We start from the raw sequence: 19,455 nt of genomic DNA, 5'->3' as shown, positions 1-19,455 counted from the left end.
TGAAGACGACGCTATACTCAATGTGATTTACTCGTCGGGCACTACCGGTGTGCCAAAGGGGATTGTGCATACACACCGTGGGCGTCGAGACTGGGCTTACGATTTGGCGATTGCACTTAGATATCACGGTGCGGCGAAAAGTTTATTTACCATTGGCTTGTATTCGAACATCTCTTGGGTATCGATGCTGGCTACTTTGTTAGCGGGCGGAACTTTGGTCGTACATGAGAAGTTCGATGAAGCTGCGTTCCTTGATACGGTTGAGCGTGAACGCATCACGCACACGGCCATGGTGCCAATTCAGTTTCAGAGGGTCACCGACTTACAGTTAGCGAGCCCGCGCGATGTCACGTCAATGACGGCCATGATGAGCGCCGGGTCACCTCTGCGCGAGCCGTTAAAACGGCGTATTTTCGAGGCATTCCCGTGCGGTATCATCGAGCTCTACGGTTTGACCGAGGGCATCATCACAACGCTTGATCCAGAGGATGCCGAAGGGCGCTGGTCATCGGTGGGGCGGCCGTTAATTGGTACTGATATTGCGATTATTGATGATGAAGATCAGTTCGTATCCGCTGGAGTGTCAGGAGAGATCGTCTCGCGCGGTCGAATCACCATGCCAGGCTATCTTAATCGCGCTGAAGCCAGCCAAGAATCCGAATACATCGACATTGATGGGCAGCAGTGGCTACGCTCGGGCGATATTGGTCAGCTCGATGACGAAGGTTTTTTGTACATCGTTGATCGCAAAAAAGACATGATCCTATCGGGTGGCCAGAACATCTACCCCCAAGACATTGAGGCGGTGGTTGCGTTACACGAGATGGTGTATGACGTTGCCGTCATTGGTGCGCCGAGCGAGCGCTGGGGTGAAACGCCTATCGCCTTGGTGGTGCCGGCGCCTGGTGTCACGGTGTGTGATGACTGCCGTGCGGCAATACGTGGGTTTGCCAACGAGCGCTTGGGTAAACAGCAACGTATTGCTGACGTGGTTGTAGTGGATGAGTTACCGCGCAACCCCAATGGCAAAATTCTTAAGCGCGAGCTACGCGAGCAATTCAAGCACTTGTCTTACTGACAGGTCCATTCCTATACCGAGCCCTTGGCTCGGTTTTTTTACGCTTGTGTCTGGCTGGACCCGTGCCGCGACGGTGCAAGGCCCTGCACGGTCTGGTATAAACGTTGGGTCAGTTCATGCCGTGTGTTGTGGTCTCGGTACGCCTCAGGGGTTAGAGGTTCACCTATCGTTAAATAAACGTCAGAGCCGAATCGGATAAGCGCTTCGCGCAAGAGCATAGCCATGCGCAAGGGCTCTGCAATATGAGAGGCTAGGTGGAAAAGTCGACTGTTTTGGCCTTCGAAGTGAACAGGGACTACCGTGGGCTGTATTCTGGCGACTAACTTGGCCACAAAAGTGCTCCAAGGCGCATCGTGGACCGGCCCAAATCCATAGCGATTGGCCGTCGAGACCATTCCTGATGGAAATAAAATAAGCGGGATGTGATCTTGTAATGCCTCAATCGCCAGTTGCTTGGCACGAATGTTTCTGACGGCTGCGTCTTTGGTGCCCGAAAAGTCGATCGGCAAGAAATACTCAGCCAGCTCACGATCTTGGCACAGAAGCGAATTAATCACGACTCGAAAGGTGCCGCTTAGCTCCAGTGCTAGATTGCACATTATCAGGCCATCGAGCACGCCAAAGGGATGGTTAGCGATGAAGAGCAAGGGCCTTGAGCGGTCGACTTGGTCGAGCGGGCGCTTATCCACATGCACCTTAATTTGGCTGGCCTTGAGAGCTTCCTGAAAAAAGCACGGAGCATTGGGTGTTTGGGCCTTAAGTTCATGGTATAAATCTTCCAATTTCGGGCGACCCATAAGACGCTCTAATTGCCGAGTGAGCGTTCTCACAAAACGAGGCGAAGCCGGGTCCTCATACGATAAGCCGGGGTTTTCGCGCACATAGAATTCAAAGGCAGGGTCGAGTGCGATCGTCATTGTTGTGTCGTCCTTGTCATCTTTGATGTCATGATATCGCAAGAGTGTTGCACTCGGGTTTCATAATCTCTTTGCCGCGTATGCGCCCAGTACGCCACCTGCTGCCACCCAAATAAAGTACACTGTGTAGCCGCCGCCATCAGGCCAGAGGGTTAGCAAGTACGTATTGAGCCTGGGTAAATAAATTTCGGGTGTAAAGGCAAACAGAGAGATAAAGCCAATCGCTAACCCGTTTAAATGTCGTGGGATTGCACAGTCGTCTAAAATCGCCCAATACAGTCCGCGCACGCTGTAGGTACAAAGGCCGACGGCAGCAATGATGGCCAGGGCAGAGGCGTCAGACCCTACTGGTGCAAGTGCAAAACCAAGCATTGCAATTGCAGCGACAATAAAGCTCCAATGCAGCACGACGGCGACCCTAAAACGGTCACCTAAAAAACCCGATAACACAGCGCCAATCGGGCGTGTCCAGAGTTTTGCCAAGGTAATTGACGCAGCGATCGATGCGCTCATGCCCCAATGATTTTGTAAGTATCCCGAGAATGAATAGGTAGCCCATAAAAACTGATAACCCGTCAGAATGCACACGATGACCCACCAAACCTTGGCATTGCTCGCGATCGTGCGCAAATCGGCAAAGAGTTGTCCCGCTGCCACTTGGTGGCTGTCTGGTGCGTTAGCCTTGTGGTTTGGTGGTACCAATAACCAGGTTAATGTTGCCATAGCAAAGACAAAGGCAGTGTAAAAGCCGATGACAGACCTCATGGCTTCGACCGAATTGGGTGCATCAGACGTCGATAAATACGCAAAGATAGCGACAGCTGCGGTTGCAAGCAGGGCCTCGACTAGGCCTCGTCCACCCTCCAGAATCCCGAAAAATCGGCCTTGGTGATGTTGCCCAGCGAGTTCGTTGACTTCTTTAATTAACGCCGACCAAAAGGTTAAGCCCGTTGTAAGGCCCCACGCGGAAAACAGCCATTTGATCAGATCCGGTTCGGGAAGTTGGCCAAAGACGTATCCAATGACCCCGGTGCCAGCAAGTGAGCTCACGATCAATATTTTTGGGTCGACTCGATCAGCGAGCCAACCGCTAGGTGCATAGCTCAGAAGAAATACCGCGCCCAGCCAAGAACTGGCTTGGTTGAGTGTGGCTAAAGAGATGCCCAATGTTTCGAGTAAGGGGCCCTCGAAGTTTTGCCGCAGATACAACAGCGGGTAAATGGCGCCGGCTGCCGCGGTCAAAATGGCGAGGCTACGGTAGCGTTGAACGTTGCTCAGACTCACGTGATGGCTCGTAGTGTCACAGGTCGGTACCAGTGTAACAGCAGTTTCAGACATTCCTAGTCTGTTTAGTCTAGCTTGGGTTGAGTGCAATGCTTGGATCTAATGGCGGGCTCGATTAATATGTTTACCCTATATATTAAATTTTGGAGAGGACTGTGAATACAGAGTTTTCTGCCGGGCAGCGAGCGTTGCGGGACGAATTTAGAGCCTATATGCAGGCCCTGATGACAGACGAGCTGACGCATGAATTACGTTTAAGTACTGAGGGCGGGGGTCCACTTTGGCGTCAAGCTATGCGCCAAATGGGCGCCGACGGCTGGATCGGTCTAGGCTGGCCTGTCGAGTGGGGTGGACGGGGTTATGGTCCGATTGAGCAATATATTTTTATTGAGGAAGTGACGCGGGCGGGCATGCCGTTTCCGTACTTAACCACGGAATCCATTGGCCCTGCGATTGCTGAGTTTGGCAGCGATCACCTCAAACAAACCATTTTACCTGGCATCTTAAAGGGCGAACTGGTGGTGGGTATTGGCTACTCCGAGCCACACGCTGGTACCGATATGGCGGCGCTTAAAACCCGCGCTGTGCGCGAGGGTGATGAGTATGTGATAAGCGGTCAAAAGGTGTATACCTCGTTGGCGCATTTCGCCGACTACATCTTCTTGGCGGTTCGTACTGGCGATCCCGAGACGCATCCCAGGCACAAGGGAATCTCGATTTTACTCATGCCCAGCGACGCCGAAGGCTTCAGTCATACGCCGATTCACACGGTAGCTGATGGAGAAACCAACACCACCTATTACGACAATGTTCGAGTGCCTGTCGACAACTTGATTGGTCCAGAAAATGGCGGATGGGGCGTTGTGGTCAGTCAGCTCAACCGTGAGCGTCTAACGCTGATGAATCCAGGTACCGCTAACTTGATGTACCAACATACGCTAGAGCACGCCTCCAAGACCAAAACGCCCGATGGCGGAGCGCTTATCGATCAGCCGCGTATACAGCGCCTTCTGGCATCGATCTATGTGCAGTTACGCGCGCTACAATTGGACTGCCGCAAGCAAGCGTGGGCTATTGCGAACAATACGCTCGATGTCGCTGATGCCTCGGCCATTAAAGTGTATGGCTATGAGGCGTTTTTGCACTGCTATTGCTCGATGTTAGAGGTGCTTGGTCCCAATGGTTCAATTAAGCGCAATTCCTGTGGTGCCTTAGTTGAGGGACAACTTGAACTGATTTATCGAGCGGTACCCGTGTACGGCTTCGCCGGCGGCACGAACGAAATTCAGCGTGACCTGATATCACAGTTTGGTCTGGGTTTGCCCAGAGCGAAGCGCTAGGAGACTACATGGACTTTGCACTCAACGAAATTCAAACTGACATCCAAGCGCTGGCTGACTCCATTTTTAAAGACCTGTCGGCGCCCGACGCATTGGCCAAGGTGGAATCTCAGTCCCAACGCTTGGATTTGGCCTTATGGGTTGCCTTACAAGAAGCGGGACTGGATGGGGTCGCCTTGTCTGAAGGATTGGGCGGAGCGGGCTTAAGCTTTTTGGAAGCGTGCCTCGTGATTGAGAAGTTGGGCCGTTATAGCGCGCCCGTACCATTAATCGCTCATACTCTAGCGACGCTTGCTGTGGCTGAATCAGAGCAGGCTGCGCAGCTAGAAGGGCTGCAGGCTTCGGGTGCGTGGTTAACTGCCAGCACTTGCCATGCGCAAAACGCCTTGCGACTCGAGAACGGCTTAGTCTCGGGCACGGTATCAAACGTGCCTTACGCACAAGGTGCCCGGGGTTTGGTGGTGCCCGTTGTCGCGCCCTCGCCATCCTTGGTGCTGATCGATCCAAGCCATGCGGGTATCGAGTGGCAGAGCCAAACCAGTACCGCCTTAGAACCTCAGGCCTATGGAACCTTAACCCATGTTCCCGCGATCGTGGTTGGGGGTGAAGAGGCTGTAAAGCGTATGCGCCTGCGTGAGTTGGCGGCAAATGCGATGGCTCAGCTTGGCGTGGTCGATGCCGCCATGGCTCTGGCACGCGAGCATGTCTGCGAGCGCGAACAATTCGGTGTCAAAATTGGTAGTTTTCAGGCGGTGTCGCATCGCTTGGCAGATTGTTGGATAGATGCCATGAATCTCCGTACTATGGCCTTAAATGCAGCATCGCGTTTAAGTCACGAATTAGACGCACAAACCGAGCTTGACGTTTATGCGGCACAATCTTGGGCTTGCGAGGCCGGCCATCGTGTTTTGGCGAGTTGCCAACACGTGTGTGGCGGGTTAGGTCACGACAGAGACTACCCGATGTGGCGCTATGCGGTCTGGTCAAGGCATTACGAGATGATGATGGGTGGCAACGAACTCGTTTTGGAACAACTGGGTAAAGCCATTGCTTTATCCCCCGAAAGCGCCATGTTGTAATCGATAGGGAGTCTTATGAGTACGGTAATTACTAAGCAGCTGGATGATGAAATTCTCGAGGTTAGGTTGAATCGCCCCGAGCGTTTCAATGCCTTGAGCGAAGAACTGGTCGGTGAGTTAACCGAGGTTTTCAAAGGCTTAAATCGCGATCGGCAAAATCGCGTCGTCATTTTAACTGGCGCGGGGCGCGGGTTTTGCTCGGGTGCCGATTTAAAGTCGGAAGATTCTCAGGCAGGCTCAATTCCGGGCACTGAGGGCATGGGTGAACTGGGCTATGTTTATAAGTTTCAGGAATACATCGCCGATATGATTCTAGCCATTCATGAGTGCGACAAGCCCGTGATTGCCGCGGTGAATGGTGCCGCAGCTGGGGGCGGTTTATCGATGGCATTGGCTTGTGACATACGGATTGCCAGCGAAAAAAGTAAGTATGGTGCGGTGTACATCAAGACGGGTTTGTCGGGTTGCGATGTGGGGTCGAGCTATTTACTGCCCCGCATTGTGGGTTTGTCGGCGGCCACCGAACTGATGTTAACAGGGCAGGTGATAGGCGCCGAAGAAGCTAAAGCCTTGGGTTTGGTATCGCGAATCGTGGCGCCCGATGCCTTGATTGATGAGGCTCTGGTCACGGCGCGAGCGATTGCGCAAAATAGCGAGTACGGTGTGTGGATGACACGCAAGGGCATCCGCACCAATCAGGACGCACCAAGCCTGCGCCACGCGATGGAGCTCGAGAATCGTCAGCAGGTATTGGGTTATTTTTCGGGCTGTATGGAGGAGGCGATGGCGTCTTTCCAAGAAGGGCGAGCGCCGAAGTGGAAAAAACTGTAAGGGTGACAAGGTGAGGGCAGGAACAGTAAAGCGGGGTCGGCCGGCCAAAATATCTTTAGATGATATCGTGGCTAAGGCGATCGACCAGCTGTCGGTGGAGCCTGCCAAACCGTTATCCATGAATGCCTTGGCTAAGGCCTTAGACGTCACGCCTATGGCCTTGTATCGCTACGTGCAAGACCGGGACCATTTATTGCAAGCAGTGGCTAACCAGCTGCTTAATAATCTGGCCCCTGAAATTCCAGATGCGCCTTGGCCGCAACAGCTGCGGGTCTGGGCACTGGCAGTGCGAGAGTATTTTTTAGCTAACCCAGGGCTATTTGGTTTGCTGGGGTGGAACGAGCATATTGCCACCGCGTGGTGGGGACAGTTGGCTACTTTGGCCAGAATTCTTAAAAGCGCGGGCTTTGCGAATCAAGCATTGGCGGATTTGGTGCAATGGGTCGGTAATTCGATTATGGGATCGATCTATTTAGAAATTGCTGGGCAGCAGTCGGGTTTTAAGTTGAACGATGAAGACTGGCAGTCATTAGCTCGGGACGATGTGCAGGTCGTTGAAGAGTTAATAGAACATTTAAACCGTAAAAATGCGCGCACCGTCTTTATTGACAGTGTCGAACGAATAATAGCGAACATAGAGGCAAGTACGAGTCATGATTAGCATAGAAGATGTTCACAGTAAGCGTGATGAAATAACCGCTCCTGGCGCTTTTTTTGAGCTAGATACTTTCAGCGTAGGTGATGCTCAATACACTGGCTTTAAACACGCGCCGGCTGACATGATGGGCGTGATGGGGGCAGGGCGTCAGCATCTGGACAAACCTTTTATGGTGTTCGAAGATCTGCGCTACGACTATGCGCGTTTTTATCAAGAAGTGGATGCCCTGGCCGCGTATCTTCAAGGCGAATTGGGTGTTAAGCCGGGTGACCGCGTCGTCATCGCCATGCAAAACTGTCCGCACTGGTCGGCATCGTTCTATGCAATTTTATCCGTTGGTGCTATCGCGGTACCTTTAAACTCGTGGAGCAAAGCGGAAGAGTTGGATTACCTTGTGGGTAACGCCGATCCGGTATGCGCGATCGTTGACGCGCGTCGCTGTGCTCTGCTTAAGACCTTAGATCACCGCGCAGACCTGATTTTGTTAGTGACCGCGCAGTTAGACGCTTGCGAGTTACCCGCCAATGCCACGGCTTTAGAAGCAGCACTCGAACTTGGTAGCTCGGCGAGTGCAACGTCCGTTACGGTAGACCCGAATGACGTCGCCATGATCATGTATACCTCGGGTAGCACAGGTAAGCCTAAAGGGGTTGTAACCACGCATCGTGCCGTTGCTCAGGCGGTGATGAATATGTTGTATCTGGGCTATTTGGTCATGAGCTTAGAAGGTGAACGTGAGTATCGCGGTGGTGCGACAGGCGAGACTGCAATGCTCACGGTACCCCTATTTCATGGCACAGGACTGATTTCGGGATTACTACTGCCTGCTTTTATTGGGTCTAAAGTGGTTATGATGCGCAAGTGGAATACTGAGACCGCGCTTGAATTGATCGATCGCGAAAAGGTAACGACCATGAGCTCAGTGCCCGCAATTTTGCGCGATGTCATTACCAGTCCATTGCGTCATCAATACAGCATCGAATCTTTATTACGTATTGTAGCTGGCGGTGCCGCAACGCCGGTGGATCTCCCCGATTTAATCACTTCTGAGTTACCTCACGCGAGTCGCTCGGCTGGATTTGGTATGACTGAAACCGTGGCCGTCGGATCGCAAATGGCGGGTGTGGTTTACGACCTTAAAGTTGGCTCGGCTGGTTTGCCTTCGCCCATTATGGAATTCCGTATTGCCGATACTAACGATCAGCCGCTGGCTGCAGGTGAAAACGGTGAGATTCAGCTGCGCGGTATTACTTGCTTGAAAGAGTATTGGAATAACCCCGAGGCCACCGAGCGGGTATTTACCGCAGACGGCTGGATGCGTACCGGCGATCTGGGGTTTCTTGATGAAGATAACTTTGTGTTTATTACCGGGCGCAGCAAAGAGATTGTGATCCGTGGCGGCGAAAATATTAGCCCGAACGAGATCGAGAACGCGGCCTACGAGAACCCCAAGGTCAAAGAGTGTGTGGTATTTGGTGTGCCCGATCAACGCATGGGCGAGGAGCTCGCGATGGTGCTTTATGCGCACGAGGGTTCAGCGCTAGATGAAGCCACTCTGCGTGAGCACCTAGCGTCGCGCGTAGCGACCTTTAAGGTGCCCAAATATATTACTCTGACCGACGGGCCCTTACCTCGTAACAACAGTGAGAAGCTGGATAAGCTTGCGTGCCGCAGGATGTACTATCCCGACGCGTAATCATCAAGCGGACGTCCTGTCGCGTGACGCTCCGCGCGAAACAGGCTGCAGCCGCTCGGCTAATTTTTGTGTTCTTAAAAGGTTAAGAGGCACCTAATCCTAACTTATTGAGTTTTTGAGTCGTCGCCATTAGCGGAAGGGCGCGAGCAAAATAAATGACCAGGTGGGCGCGGATGGGACTTCTTTTGAAGTCAGAGGCGCAACGGTGCTCTTGCATGGGTGCAGCCGAATCGCTCAGCTGAATGCTCGATCAAGTCAGTAGTAGTAACGAAGCTGCGCGATGAGCAGGGCGTCTTGATCTACCTTGTAAACCAACCTGTGCTCATCATTGATTCGTCGGGACCAATAGCCGGATAGGGCGTGTTTTAGAGGTTCGGGTTTGCCTATGCCATTAAAGGGTTCACGCTTCGTGTCTTTTATGAGCAGGTTGACTCTGTTGAGTATTTTTTTGTCCGTTTTTTGCCAAAAAAGGTAATCTTCCTAGGTTTGTTCGGAGAAGATCAATCTCATTCAGTCAAATCTCGTTCTTGACCCTTTCCGTCCTCAAGTTCGGCTATGGAGGCTATCAGCCGTCGGGTATTCTTTGGGCTTCGTAATAAGTAAGCCGTTTCTTCAAGAGCCTGGTAATCGTCCATAGAGATCATTACTACGGCTCCTTGGCCCTTACGGGTAATCGCAATAGGGGCGTGGTCGTCACAGACTTGATCCATAGTTTTAGCAAGATTACTTCTCGCAGAGGTATAACTGATGCTTTCCATTGCCTCAATCCTGTACATGTACTTTTTTCTGTACGCATTATGGCGCTGCATCAGAAGCCCATCAGGTAAGAGGGCGTTAGCGATAGGCCCGCCCCATACTCGTTCTGGATTAAGTGGATCCAATGGTAAGCGCGAATGCTTAAAGCAACATAAAGCCGCCGTCGCTCACCAAGGTATGCCCTGTCGTATAGGCCGACATGTCGCTGGCTAGGTACAGAACAGGGCTGATGATTTCCTCGGTCTCGGCAATACGTTTTTGCACGGTGGCCTTAATCGAGCCCTCTTCGTAGCCTGGGTTGGCAGCGGCACTGTCGAACAAATCCGAGTGGTAGCTTCCGGGCGCCAAGGCGTTTACGCGGATGTTCATGGGCCCCCATTCAATGGCCATGACTTTGGTCAGCGCTTCCAGCGCCGCTTTAGTGGCTGCGTAAAAGCCGAGATACGCCGGGGGTTTTAAACCCGCCACAGAGATGACGTTAATGATCGAGCCACCGCCGTGCTCTGCCATTTTGGGCGCCATTCGAGACGCTAAGTACCATGGCCCTTTGGTGTTGACGTCGAACAGCTTTTGAAAAAGCTCGACGCTTAAGTCACTAAGCCCGCCCAGCATGGGGTTCATGCCAGCGTTGTTGATCAGGATATCGACACGGCCGAACTCCGCGTAGCTCTGTTCGATGACTTTGTCTAAGGCTTCGGGCTCGCCAGTATGCGCCTGTATCGCCAGCGCTCGTCGACCTTTTGCTCTGATTTGCTCGGCCACTGCTTCACAATTTTCTAGTTTGCGGCTCGCGATAATGATATCGGCACCGGCATCAGCAAGCCCCAGACTCATGGCTTTGCCTAAGCCTCTGCCTCCGCCTGTAATTAGCGCCACTTTGCCGCTTAAATCGATGGTGTGCATGTCACCTCCTCATCACTTTGATCGGAGTGTATCAGCCCTTAATTATTTTTAATATATGCTATATATTATTTTTTGCAGTCCATATATACGGCCAGAAGAGAGGCGGGTTCGTCGCTGTCATTGTAGCCGTGGTGCACGACATGCATGGCTTCCATGAAGGTGTCGCCGGCTGTGTAGGTGTTAATACCATAGCCCTCGTAGTCTACTTTTATGGTGCCCGATAATATTTGCGCGTAAAGCGGTGTGACGTGGGTGTGTTTTGCGCCCGTTTGGCCAGGTGCCATGGTAATAATGTCGGAATGAATGCGTGGGCTGCAGTTTTCTGAGGGGTAGTCGATTGCGTTGCCCAAGATGTCGGTACCGGTATCCAATAAATTTTGTGCGGGATAACCGCCGAGGACTTGGGTGGCTTTTTGCAGTGGCGCCGAAAGTGTCAGCGAGCTAATGCATAACAATAAAAAGGTGGTCAGTAAACGCATTTTGGTCTCCTAAAAATGTTCTCTTCAGTTTAGACCCTATTACTGCCAAAACAAATCCCTGATGAGTGGGGCGCCAATTTGGAACCGTTAGCGCTTTAGTTTATGGCGGTTTACGTGAGATCTGAATGTACTGTTTGATGTTTGCGCTTTAAGACAAAGGCTGCGCCCCAAAGGCCTACGTAAAGTAAGAGTAAGGCGGCGAGGGCGGGATACGGAGCCTCTAGGTTGCTACGAGAGCCTGCGTAGGTTGTAAGTAGCGCATAGGGAATGTGACCCAAGCAGAAAAATAGCGTGAACTTGAGTCTAGGCATTTTGGCTGCACCGGCCAGACAGTAAGTGATTTCTGGCAGCATGGGTGCAGAGCGACTGAGTAGCAACATGAGCGAGCCGTAGCTTAAAAAATCATCTTGCACTTTGGCTTGCTCGCCCGCGGATAACCCAAGACGTGAAAATAGCTGCAAACCCATGCCTCGACTTGCTTCGTAGGCGCAGAATGCGGCGGTGATTAACCCCAAAAATACTGCACCGAAACCAACTTGAAATCCTAAAAAATAACCTGCAAACAGGGCGACCCAGACCGTGGGAATAGAAAACAGCAAGTCGGCCAAAAGCAAAGCAATGACCAAGGCGATTAAAGACTCTACTGGCTGATGTTGTAGCAGTTCAAACCAGCGCTTGATATCGCTTAAATCAAACCAGCCCATTAGGCGCGTCAGTAGCAGTAAGCCGATAAATAGCGCGACTAAGCGAAGGCTGACTTTAATGATGGGGTGCATAAGTTGCCAAGTTGATTGAAAAACGCTTTATGGTACCAAACTGCTTAAGGCTTACCGAATTTACTATTTTCCATCAAATTTGCTCAAAGTGGCACTTTTAAATTAAAGTGGCACTATACTGCAAGGAGGTCGTAATGAGTTCAGAAACGCTAGGAGTCAAAGAGTCGGGTTTGTACACAGCCCGTTCGCATGAGTTAGAGAGCCAGCTTGAAAGCTTGGCCTTACTACCTGAGATGCCGGATCTTAAACGTATGGGTGGCAAAGCCTTTGGCCGCAGTATTGAGTCTTCGCTTAAAGCACTAAGCCAAACGCAAGAACCCATTGGCTTAAGTTTGCGCAGGCAAGATTTAGCGGTTGTCTTAAGCGTTTCTCAGTACGAGGAAATACTGAAAATGAAAGCTCTTTATCAACAGTTGGTGGTGCGCCTAAAACAGCACGAAATTGGTAGTGTCAGTAGTGAATACGACCGCTTATATGAACGAATCACTAGCCAGTCGTCGCGTGAAGCCGCGGATCAATTGTTTGGAGCGACTGGCGATGAGCTAGGGCATTCGTACAATCCAGGGGGCGATACACCTTTGTGATTACGGTCATTGCCGGTGTTAATGGTGCGGGTAAAAGTTCGCTCGTTGGCGCATATTTGCGCGCAAAGCGTGGCGACTACTTTAATCCGGATGAAGTGGCACGAAATCTACTCAGACGCCATCCGGAATTCTCTCAAGAAACAGCGAATGCAGAAGCGTGGCGTATAGGCTACAAGCAGCTTGAGTTAGCGGTACAACACAATCACGATTACGCCATTGAAACGACCCTGGGTGGTAATTCGATCTGCAAGTTATTGCACCGTGCGATCGATAAAGGGTGCGACGTGCGCATCTTTTACTGCGGTCTAGAATCACTTGAACTGCATGTCGAAAGAGTGGCGCAAAGGGTGCGTCGGGGTGGACATTTCATACCAGAAGCTAAGATTAAAGAGCGTTGGGTAAGCTCTATTCATAATATGCTCAGTTTAATTCCGCGGCTCAGTGAGCTCGCGGTGTTCGACAACTCGTTTCAATGTGACACGATGACACGCCCGATGCCTAAATGCCTATTTGTGGTGAAAGCACATCAATTTACCGTATTACCCGTTAGTGATATGCCAGAATGGGCGAAGCCTTTAGCGGCTCGGGCGATGCAATGCGTTATTGATGCGGGTTATCGATAAGCTCTGGCTTTAATCGATAACGATGCCAGAACATGGGTGTAGTCTTCTAAATCGCCGGCAATAATATGACTGACATTGTCTTTACGCTCGAGCGTACCCTTAACGACCAGTAACCGTGCATTCATTAATGCCTGGCGGCAACGTTCCTGTAGCTTGGGCCAGACCACGACATTGTGGTTGCCCGTTTCGTCTTCTAAGGTCAAAAAAATAACACCCGAAGCCGTTCCCGGTCGCTGTTTGCAGGTGACCAAACCCGCGATACGAACAAAACGTTGAGACGAGGCCGAAAGCAGTTCGCGGTGGGTCGAACACCGTTTAAAGGGCCATTCTGTGCGTAATAACGATAAAGGATGGTCGCGCAGTGTGAGCCCGGTGCTTTGGTAATCGGCCAGTACGTTTTCAGCCACACTCGGGGGTTCGATGGTAGGACTTTGGTAATTTTCGGTGTTATCCAAACTGGCCAGCAAGGGCCGATGTTCGGGCAACCCTAAGACCTGCCACTGGGTCTGATGGCGGTGACCACTGATAGTCGATAAAGCATCGGCGGCGCTGAGTGCTTGCAGTTCATTGGCGGGTATAGCGGCGCGCTGGCGTAATTCATTCAATGCTTTGAAGGGCCCGTACTGTCGCCTAGCTTCGACAATACGCGTAGCAGTCGCTTTGCTTAAGCCCTTGACTAAGCGCAGGCCTAAACGAATTGTGCTGGGTTGCTGCCGATAATCTGTGGCAACCAGTTGGTGGTCCCAAAGGCTTTGATTAATGTCGAGAGGCTCGATATGAATACCGTGGCGCTGGGCATCTTGTATCAGTTGTGAAGGGCTATAAAAACCCATGGGCTGGCTGTTGAGTATGCCCACATAAAAAGCGCCGGGGTGATGCCGTTTAAGCCAAGCTGACGCGTAGGCCAGCAGTGCAAAGCTAGCCGAGTGCGACTCTGGAAAACCGTAGCCGCCAAACCCCTTAATCTGGTCGAATAAGCGATTGGCAAAAGCTTCGTCGTAGCCATTGGCCAGCATGCCCTGAATTAATTTGTGCTCGAAGGTGAGTAATTTGCTGTTCTTGCCCCAATTGGTGATAGCGCGGCGGAGTTGATCGGCTTCACCGCCGCTAAAGCCCGCTGCGACCATGGCTAGCCGAATGACCTGTTCTTGAAAGATGGGGACTCCTAGGGTCCGTTGCAACACCCCTTTAATGGCGTCGTTTGGAAAGGTCACGGGCTCTAAACCTTCCCGCCGACGTAGGTAGGGGTGCACCATTTCGCCTTGGATCGGACCGGGGCGGACAATGGCAATTTCGATCACTAGATCGTAAAAGCAGGCAGGCTTTAAACGCGGCAACATCGCCATTTGGGCGCGCGATTCGATTTGGAATACCCCTAAGCTATCGCCCGTTTGCAGCATGCGATAGGTGCTGGCATCTTCTTTAGGGATTTCACGTAAATGCGCGATGGTTGGTTGATAATTCGCGATTAGATCTAAGGATTTGCGGATGGCGGATAACATTCCCAGTGCTAGGACATCGACTTTAAGCAGGCCTAAGGCCTCGATATCGTCCTTGTCCCACTGAATCACCGTGCGGTCAGGCATGCTGGCATTCTCGACCGGCACGAGCTGCGATATGGGTCCTGCGCTAATCACAAAACCGCCCACGTGCTGCGACAAATGCCTCGGAAACCCGAGAATCTGGTTAACCAAGTGCTGAAAATGGACCGCCTGCTGTTCGCTATGCTTAATGCCTTGCTCGTTAAAACGCTGTTGCAGCTCGGCTCGTCGGTCCCACCAGGCGATCGATTGGCTGAGCTGCTCAATGAAACTGGCATCGAACCCCATGGCGCGACCTATATCGCGAATAGCACTTCGGGTTCGGTAGGTAATGACAGTGGCTGCAAGAGCCGCTCGACGACGTGAGTATTTTGAATAGATGTACTGAATGACCTCTTCGCGCCGCTCGTGCTCAAAATCGACGTCAATGTCAGGGGGTTCGTCACGCTCTTGCGAAATGAAGCGTTCAAATAGCAAATCGATATGTTCGGGCGACACTTCGGTAATACCTAGGCAGTAGCACACCACTGAATTGGCGGCAGAACCTCGGCCTTGGCACAAAATGCGGCGCGATTTTGCGAAATTGACGATATCGTAGACGGTTAAAAAATAGTGTTCGTAGCGCAGCTGAGCAATCAGTTCGAGCTCTTTCTCGATACGTTCTTGAATGGCATCGGGGGTGCCATTGGACCATCGTTGACGACAGCCTTGTTCCACTTCTTGGCGTAAATACTCACTGGCGGTTTGATCGGTAGGCACAATTTCTTGCGGATACTCATAGCGCAGTTCCCGTAACGAAAACTGGCATTGATCAGCAATCGTTTGGCTTTGCTGTATGAGTTCCTCTGGGTATAAGGCTTTAATGAGTTCTAAAGGGCGTAAATGCTGCTGACTGTTGCCTAAACGCAAGGTTCCCAAGCGATCAATCTGAGTGCGGTGATGCAAGGCCGTTAGCGCGTCGTGCAAGGCTTTGCGTTTGGGGGAATGCATGCGTACATCGCCACAGGCTACCATGGGGATATTCAGTTCTTGGCTTAAGGCTTCAAAGGCTTGAAACTGTTGCCGGGTCTCGCCCGCTAACAAATGTTTAAACCCCAACCACAGGCGCGTTTTAAAGCGCTTACTTAGGGTATGACCAAAGGCGACTTGCGAGCGATTTAGCTGCTCGGGTAACCAAATCAGCAAGCAGTGCTTTAAATGAAAAATAAGATCGGTTAAATGCACCTCGTATTGACCTTTATCGGCTCTTCGACGTGCCCGACTAATCAAGCCTGAGAGTTCGCTATAAGCGTTTCGATTGGGCGCTAGGGCGACTAGGCGAACCCCTTCTGCAGTGAGAAATTCACTGCCAATAATGAGTTTAATGTCAGAGATCTCGGCTTGTACGTGAGCCTTTACTACGCCCGCGAGCGAACATTCATCGGTAATAGCGATAGCGCCATAACCTAATTCGGCGGCGCGAGCGACTAGCTCGTCAGGGTGAGACGCACCGCGCAAAAAACTGTAGTTACTGGTGCAAACCAGTTCGCAGTAAGGCATAGACATTGATTAACAGGGCTTGGTTGCTGTATATTTATACAGTATTATTTGCTTGTCAATCGTGGTCTGATCGCTACGCGAGTAGCGTATAGTGATTAAGTTATTTATTGCCGCTGAGTGGCAAGACAGTTCCAAGGCTTGCCCCGCTGGCTCGATCCTTGTATTCGCGTGAGCGTTAATCCAAAACAACAACAAAACTTGGGTGTTTTATGACGAAACCAATTTTGCATCACTACCCCTTATCGCCTTACGCAGAGAAGATCCGTCGAATGCTTGCGTATTGCGAGTGTCCTTACGATTCGGTAGAAACCTCACCTATGTTGCCTCGCAAAGATCTTGACCAGCTAACCGGTGGTTATCGTCGTATTCCTGTGGCGCAGTGGGGGGCTGATATTTACTGCGATACGCGCGCTATTGCTGAGCGAATTGCCGCAGACTGTAAAAAGCCCGAGCTGGCACCTTCAAAGCAAAGCACAGAGCAGGCGGAGTTTATCGCGCGAGTAGATGGCGATCTGTTTTTCGCTTTGGTAGGTCTAGCTTTTGGCGGTGCATTAAAGCAAAAAATGAAGCAAGAATTCGGTTTGATTCGTTTGCTGCGTTTTGCCTGGGATCGCATGAAGCTAATGAAAGGTGCTAAACCCACGCCCAAAGGTGAGCAAGCAAAAGCCATGGTTCAAGCTCATCTTAACGATATGGAGGCGCGTTTAACCCAATCTTTTGTGTTTGGCGATGCGCCAACACTGGCTGATTTTACCGCTTATCATGGTCTTTGGTTTTTGTATGCGGTGGGCGAGTACCCAGGTATCGAGGGCTACCCGAATATTCAAGCGTGGATGGCGAAGATGGCAGCGCTTGGGTCAACTCAGGTCAGAGATATTACCGCGGCCGATAGCCTGTATATTGCGCGAGAGGCGGCGCCCCTAGACCACGGTTCGGGTAAGCAGATGGTCAGTATTGTACCAGACGACTACGGTTTGCTGCCTGTGTCTGGTCAGTTGGTGCGTGAAGACGAGTTGGAGTATGTGATCGCACGTCAAAGCAAAAAAGCCGGCTTGGTTCACGTACACTTCCCTCGTCAAGGTTTTCGGCGCCAATAGGCCGGTTAAGACATGCGCATTGCGGGTTTTGACATGGCGTGGCGTCCCGAGAATAACAACTCGGCGCTGGCTGTTGGCGAATTGGTCGGCACCGAGCTCAATGTGCTGTTCTGCCGTGTTGCGACTCAGTCGGTTGAGGCATGGGTTGCGGATATTGTTTCGTCCGCGATCGAAGGCATTGCAATCGACGCGCCTTTAATCATCAACAATCAAGAAGGGCAACGAGGGTGTGAAGCGCAACTGAACCAGGTCTTTCGGGGCGCAAACGCGGGTTGTCACCCGTCTAACTTAACCTTGTACCCAAATGCAGCCAGTGTTCGTGCGGCCGAAATGCTTCGCCTGCACGGATTTGAGCATTTGGGCAAAAAACACTTTATGCTCGAGTGTTATCCACACCCCTCTATGGTCGAACTTTTTGGCTGGCGTGAGCGTTTGCTGTACAAGCGCGGCTCGGTAGCCGAACGCAAGCAAGGGCAAGTCCAGTTAGCTCAGGCCATTCTGTCATTGCAAACAGCCGATGTGTCTTTGGTAATAGAAGACCCACTCTTAGAATGTTTACAAACCGACTATATAAGCAACTTGCGTGGTGCCGCGGTAAAAACTAACGAAGATCTATTAGACTCCCTAGTGTGTTTGTACATTGCCGCCTTGTACCAAACGGGCCAGGCCGCCTACGTTTTTGGTGATGTCGAGTCGGGCTACGTGTGGGTGCCTAGATTCAATAACTCGAAAAGTTAGGATTAGGTACCACTTAATTTTTTAAGAACACAAAAATAGCCCAGCGGCTGCAGCCTGTTTCGCGCGGAACGTAACGCGACAGGACGTCGCGTGCGTAGCGTGCCACGGTCCTGTTATTCAAAAATACCGTGCAGATACCATTGCTGGGATCGTCGGTCGCGAAATACCCAAAAGCGGTAGTGCTCTTTGTCGATGGCAATGTAATAGTCCCGACACTGACTGGATTCCCACCAGTAGTCTTCGATGCGCTCGGGGCCAAGCATTAAGGTGATATCACCATGTACCCATTGTTTGGCCTGTTTAGATTGCGTGTTCACCGGAGGGTTAAGCAACCAAAGTGGACGTGGGGCGCGAACCTCAGTTTGGGGCGATGTGGCGGTAGGCAGCTCGCAAGTGAACTGATGCGCATATTCGGGTATATGTTCATCACGGCGTCGTATATGTTGTACGGCTTGGTGTCCAAGACGCGTACGTAAGCGGTCACTTAGTGCCTGTTTGGGCGCACCTTTCGTGCTGCCGAATAGGTCGATGGCATCGGCTTCTAGAGGTAAGAGTTCACGGCACTCTAGCATCAGACTGTCGATCGGTTCTTTCAGCTGCAGGCTTTCTAGGCGTATAGCCATAAGGCCAAGCCAAGGGGTGATGTGGCTGTGTGCTTGACTGCTGCGCAAGGTGAACTGTTCGCGATAGCGGTGAATACCTCCTAGGTGCCAAGTCAGTGAAGCCGTACGGTGTTGGGTGTGACGCAGAAAGGCGCTTAAGCCGTTCAATAAGTACTCGATGCCTGGCCACAGTTCTTGAGTGTCGTTTAGGTCATACCCAAAACGAAAGCGGTCTAAGAAGTACTTAGGCGGTTGGTAATCCGGCACATAGGCTTCGCGTTCAAGGCAGAGATGTTCGAGGTGTTCGACAAAGTGTTTAGAGCACCGTTTGCGCAGTTCGGCGCGGGGCTGATTCCATGCGTCGGACAGTGTGACCAAACCGCTTTTTCTTAAAGCATCAACATCTTTAGGGTATAAGTTGCTTAAAGCGCGTAGTGATAAATGGCCAAGTTTATCTTTGTCTGAGGCTTCCAGCAGCGCGTTATCTGAGTCTAAGAAACTTGCCAGCCACGAGCCTATGGGTGAGTGCCCAATCCCTAAGTGGTAATGGTACGAGTAGTGTTTTAAATCGCATTGTAGGGTGTGTAGGAGGGCGTTTACACCTTTGAAGAGTTTCAGGCTTGGGCCAATGCGTAATAGAAGGTTCGACCCAAAATCAGAATAGCTGGTCGAGGTGTAGCGGTAGCCCCAGGCGATGAGATTGTTAAGTGCCTTGTGTTCTTGAGCGGGATCTCGGTCGAGCCAGCTGACTTGATTATTATTTGCCAGTTGCAGGGCGTGGCCAAGATTTTGGCCGGTGCGAATGCCTAACGTGCGAGCCTCCTGGTTTACACAAATAATGATTTGCTTATCTACAATGGCAGCGGCGGTGGTAGGAGCACCGATGCTATCGAGTTCCCATTGAGGAAAACGTACGCACAACCACATGTTGTAA

Annotated in this window: 18 protein-coding genes and 1 pseudogene; 10 read left to right on the top strand and 9 right to left on the bottom strand. The window is 51.5% G+C overall.

What is annotated here, in order from left to right; genetic code table 11:
- Positions 1 to 1,078: class I adenylate-forming enzyme family protein (locus ACTF5Z_RS02500; protein WP_438984381.1), on the top strand; the 1,078-nt coding region annotated here is incomplete at its 5' end.
- 38 nt (positions 1,079 to 1,116) lie between these two features.
- Here ACTF5Z_RS02500 and ACTF5Z_RS02495 read toward each other — a convergent pair.
- Both ACTF5Z_RS02495 and ACTF5Z_RS02490 read right to left on the bottom strand, forming a co-directional pair.
- Positions 1,117 to 1,995, bottom strand: a complete 879-nt coding sequence (locus ACTF5Z_RS02495) for a lysophospholipid acyltransferase family protein (protein WP_438984380.1) — start codon at positions 1,993 to 1,995, stop codon at positions 1,117 to 1,119.
- A 60-nt stretch (positions 1,996 to 2,055) separates the two neighbouring features.
- On the bottom strand, positions 2,056 to 3,279 hold the full coding sequence (locus tag ACTF5Z_RS02490; protein ID WP_438984379.1) for an MFS transporter: 1,224 nt from the start codon (positions 3,277 to 3,279) through the stop codon (positions 2,056 to 2,058).
- 155 nt (positions 3,280 to 3,434) lie between these two features.
- On the opposite strand from ACTF5Z_RS02490, the gene ACTF5Z_RS02485 reads away from it, so the two are divergent.
- The 5 genes from ACTF5Z_RS02485 (at position 3,435) to ACTF5Z_RS02465 (ending at position 8,883) form a co-directional block, all read left to right on the top strand.
- The gene (locus tag ACTF5Z_RS02485) at positions 3,435 to 4,619 is read left to right on the top strand and encodes an acyl-CoA dehydrogenase family protein (RefSeq protein ID WP_438984378.1); all 1,185 of its coding nucleotides are present in this window, start codon (positions 3,435 to 3,437) and stop codon (positions 4,617 to 4,619) included.
- An 8-nt stretch (positions 4,620 to 4,627) separates the two neighbouring features.
- Entirely contained in the window at positions 4,628 to 5,698 is a 1,071-nt protein-coding gene (locus ACTF5Z_RS02480; protein WP_438984377.1) for an acyl-CoA dehydrogenase family protein, read from the top strand.
- A gap of 15 nt (positions 5,699 to 5,713) precedes the next feature.
- Positions 5,714 to 6,529, top strand: coding sequence for an enoyl-CoA hydratase/isomerase family protein (locus ACTF5Z_RS02475; protein ID WP_438984376.1), 816 nt, complete (start codon positions 5,714 to 5,716; stop codon positions 6,527 to 6,529).
- 67 nt (positions 6,530 to 6,596) lie between these two features.
- Positions 6,597 to 7,190, top strand: coding sequence for a TetR/AcrR family transcriptional regulator (locus tag ACTF5Z_RS02470; RefSeq protein ID WP_438984375.1), 594 nt, complete (start codon positions 6,597 to 6,599; stop codon positions 7,188 to 7,190).
- Positions 7,183 to 8,883 carry a class I adenylate-forming enzyme family protein gene (locus ACTF5Z_RS02465; protein WP_438984374.1) on the top strand — a complete coding sequence of 567 codons (1,701 nt, stop codon included), beginning with the start codon at positions 7,183 to 7,185 and terminating at the stop codon, positions 8,881 to 8,883. Before ACTF5Z_RS02470 ends, ACTF5Z_RS02465 begins: the two co-directional genes overlap by 8 nt.
- A 255-nt stretch (positions 8,884 to 9,138) precedes the next feature.
- Here the strand turns inward: ACTF5Z_RS02465 and ACTF5Z_RS02460 are convergent.
- The 5 genes and pseudogenes from ACTF5Z_RS02460 to ACTF5Z_RS02440 form a co-directional block, all read right to left on the bottom strand.
- Positions 9,139 to 9,351, bottom strand: a pseudogene (locus ACTF5Z_RS02460) (Txe/YoeB family addiction module toxin); the annotation flags it as partial.
- A 38-nt stretch (positions 9,352 to 9,389) separates the two neighbouring features.
- Positions 9,390 to 9,641, bottom strand: coding sequence for a type II toxin-antitoxin system Phd/YefM family antitoxin (locus tag ACTF5Z_RS02455; protein WP_438984373.1), 252 nt, complete (start codon positions 9,639 to 9,641; stop codon positions 9,390 to 9,392).
- 139 nt (positions 9,642 to 9,780) lie between these two features.
- Positions 9,781 to 10,542, bottom strand: a complete 762-nt coding sequence (locus ACTF5Z_RS02450; protein ID WP_438984372.1) for an SDR family NAD(P)-dependent oxidoreductase — start codon at positions 10,540 to 10,542, stop codon at positions 9,781 to 9,783.
- A 65-nt stretch (positions 10,543 to 10,607) separates the two neighbouring features.
- Complete coding sequence (locus ACTF5Z_RS02445) at positions 10,608 to 11,021, bottom strand: cupin domain-containing protein (RefSeq protein WP_438984371.1); 414 nt, start codon at positions 11,019 to 11,021, stop codon at positions 10,608 to 10,610.
- Positions 11,022 to 11,131: 110 nt separating this feature from the next.
- Positions 11,132 to 11,797 carry a VTT domain-containing protein gene (locus tag ACTF5Z_RS02440; protein ID WP_438984370.1) on the bottom strand — a complete coding sequence of 222 codons (666 nt, stop codon included), beginning with the start codon at positions 11,795 to 11,797 and terminating at the stop codon, positions 11,132 to 11,134.
- Between the two features lie 134 nt (positions 11,798 to 11,931).
- Here ACTF5Z_RS02440 and ACTF5Z_RS02435 point away from each other — a divergent pair, with 134 nt between their 5' ends.
- Together ACTF5Z_RS02435 and ACTF5Z_RS02430 are read left to right on the top strand one after the other, a co-directional pair.
- Positions 11,932 to 12,381, top strand: coding sequence for a hypothetical protein (locus ACTF5Z_RS02435; protein ID WP_438984369.1), 450 nt, complete (start codon positions 11,932 to 11,934; stop codon positions 12,379 to 12,381).
- On the top strand, positions 12,378 to 13,004 hold the full coding sequence (locus tag ACTF5Z_RS02430; protein ID WP_438984368.1) for an AAA family ATPase: 627 nt from the start codon (positions 12,378 to 12,380) through the stop codon (positions 13,002 to 13,004). Before ACTF5Z_RS02435 ends, ACTF5Z_RS02430 begins: the two co-directional genes overlap by 4 nt.
- Here ACTF5Z_RS02430 and ACTF5Z_RS02425 read toward each other — a convergent pair.
- Positions 12,995 to 16,084: an error-prone DNA polymerase gene (locus tag ACTF5Z_RS02425; protein ID WP_438984367.1), complete on the bottom strand. Its 3,090-nt coding sequence runs from the start codon at positions 16,082 to 16,084 to the stop codon at positions 12,995 to 12,997. The genes ACTF5Z_RS02430 and ACTF5Z_RS02425 overlap by 10 nt on opposite strands.
- A 209-nt stretch (positions 16,085 to 16,293) precedes the next feature.
- Between ACTF5Z_RS02425 and ACTF5Z_RS02420 the strand changes: the two genes are divergently transcribed.
- A complete protein-coding gene (locus tag ACTF5Z_RS02420) occupies positions 16,294 to 17,181 on the top strand; it encodes a glutathione S-transferase family protein (RefSeq protein ID WP_438984366.1) in 888 nt (295 codons plus the stop codon).
- A gap of 12 nt (positions 17,182 to 17,193) precedes the next feature.
- The gene (locus ACTF5Z_RS02415) at positions 17,194 to 17,919 is read left to right on the top strand and encodes a DUF429 domain-containing protein (RefSeq protein ID WP_438984365.1); all 726 of its coding nucleotides are present in this window, start codon (positions 17,194 to 17,196) and stop codon (positions 17,917 to 17,919) included.
- A 113-nt stretch (positions 17,920 to 18,032) separates the two neighbouring features.
- On the opposite strand, the gene ACTF5Z_RS02410 is transcribed toward ACTF5Z_RS02415, so the two are convergent.
- Entirely contained in the window at positions 18,033 to 19,448 is a 1,416-nt protein-coding gene (locus ACTF5Z_RS02410; protein ID WP_438984364.1) for a Y-family DNA polymerase, read from the bottom strand.
- Positions 19,449 to 19,455: the final 7 nt, after the last annotated feature.

The sequence above is a fragment of the Aequoribacter sp. genome, from assembly GCF_965659035.1.
GTDB lineage: Bacteria > Pseudomonadota > Gammaproteobacteria > Pseudomonadales > Halieaceae > Aequoribacter.
The sequence above is the reverse complement of the archived record's forward strand: the minus strand, read 5'-3'. Positions and strand labels throughout refer to the sequence as shown.

Coding starts and splice junctions, on each gene's coding strand:
- ACTF5Z_RS02495 (WP_438984380.1), bottom strand. CDS start 1,995: ATGACGATCGCACTCGACCCTGCCTTTGAATTCTATGTGCGCGAAAAC.
- ACTF5Z_RS02440 (WP_438984370.1), bottom strand. CDS start 11,797: ATGCACCCCATCATTAAAGTCAGCCTTCGCTTAGTCGCGCTATTTATC.
- ACTF5Z_RS02455 (WP_438984373.1), bottom strand. CDS start 9,641: ATGGAAAGCATCAGTTATACCTCTGCGAGAAGTAATCTTGCTAAAACT.
- ACTF5Z_RS02415 (WP_438984365.1), top strand. CDS start 17,194: ATGCGCATTGCGGGTTTTGACATGGCGTGGCGTCCCGAGAATAACAAC.
- ACTF5Z_RS02480 (WP_438984377.1), top strand. CDS start 4,628: ATGGACTTTGCACTCAACGAAATTCAAACTGACATCCAAGCGCTGGCT.
- ACTF5Z_RS02450 (WP_438984372.1), bottom strand. CDS start 10,542: ATGCACACCATCGATTTAAGCGGCAAAGTGGCGCTAATTACAGGCGGA.
- ACTF5Z_RS02445 (WP_438984371.1), bottom strand. CDS start 11,021: ATGCGTTTACTGACCACCTTTTTATTGTTATGCATTAGCTCGCTGACA.
- ACTF5Z_RS02465 (WP_438984374.1), top strand. CDS start 7,183: ATGATTAGCATAGAAGATGTTCACAGTAAGCGTGATGAAATAACCGCT.
- ACTF5Z_RS02420 (WP_438984366.1), top strand. CDS start 16,294: ATGACGAAACCAATTTTGCATCACTACCCCTTATCGCCTTACGCAGAG.
- ACTF5Z_RS02475 (WP_438984376.1), top strand. CDS start 5,714: ATGAGTACGGTAATTACTAAGCAGCTGGATGATGAAATTCTCGAGGTT.
- ACTF5Z_RS02410 (WP_438984364.1), bottom strand. CDS start 19,448: ATGTGGTTGTGCGTACGTTTTCCTCAATGGGAACTCGATAGCATCGGT.
- ACTF5Z_RS02435 (WP_438984369.1), top strand. CDS start 11,932: ATGAGTTCAGAAACGCTAGGAGTCAAAGAGTCGGGTTTGTACACAGCC.
- ACTF5Z_RS02425 (WP_438984367.1), bottom strand. CDS start 16,084: ATGCCTTACTGCGAACTGGTTTGCACCAGTAACTACAGTTTTTTGCGC.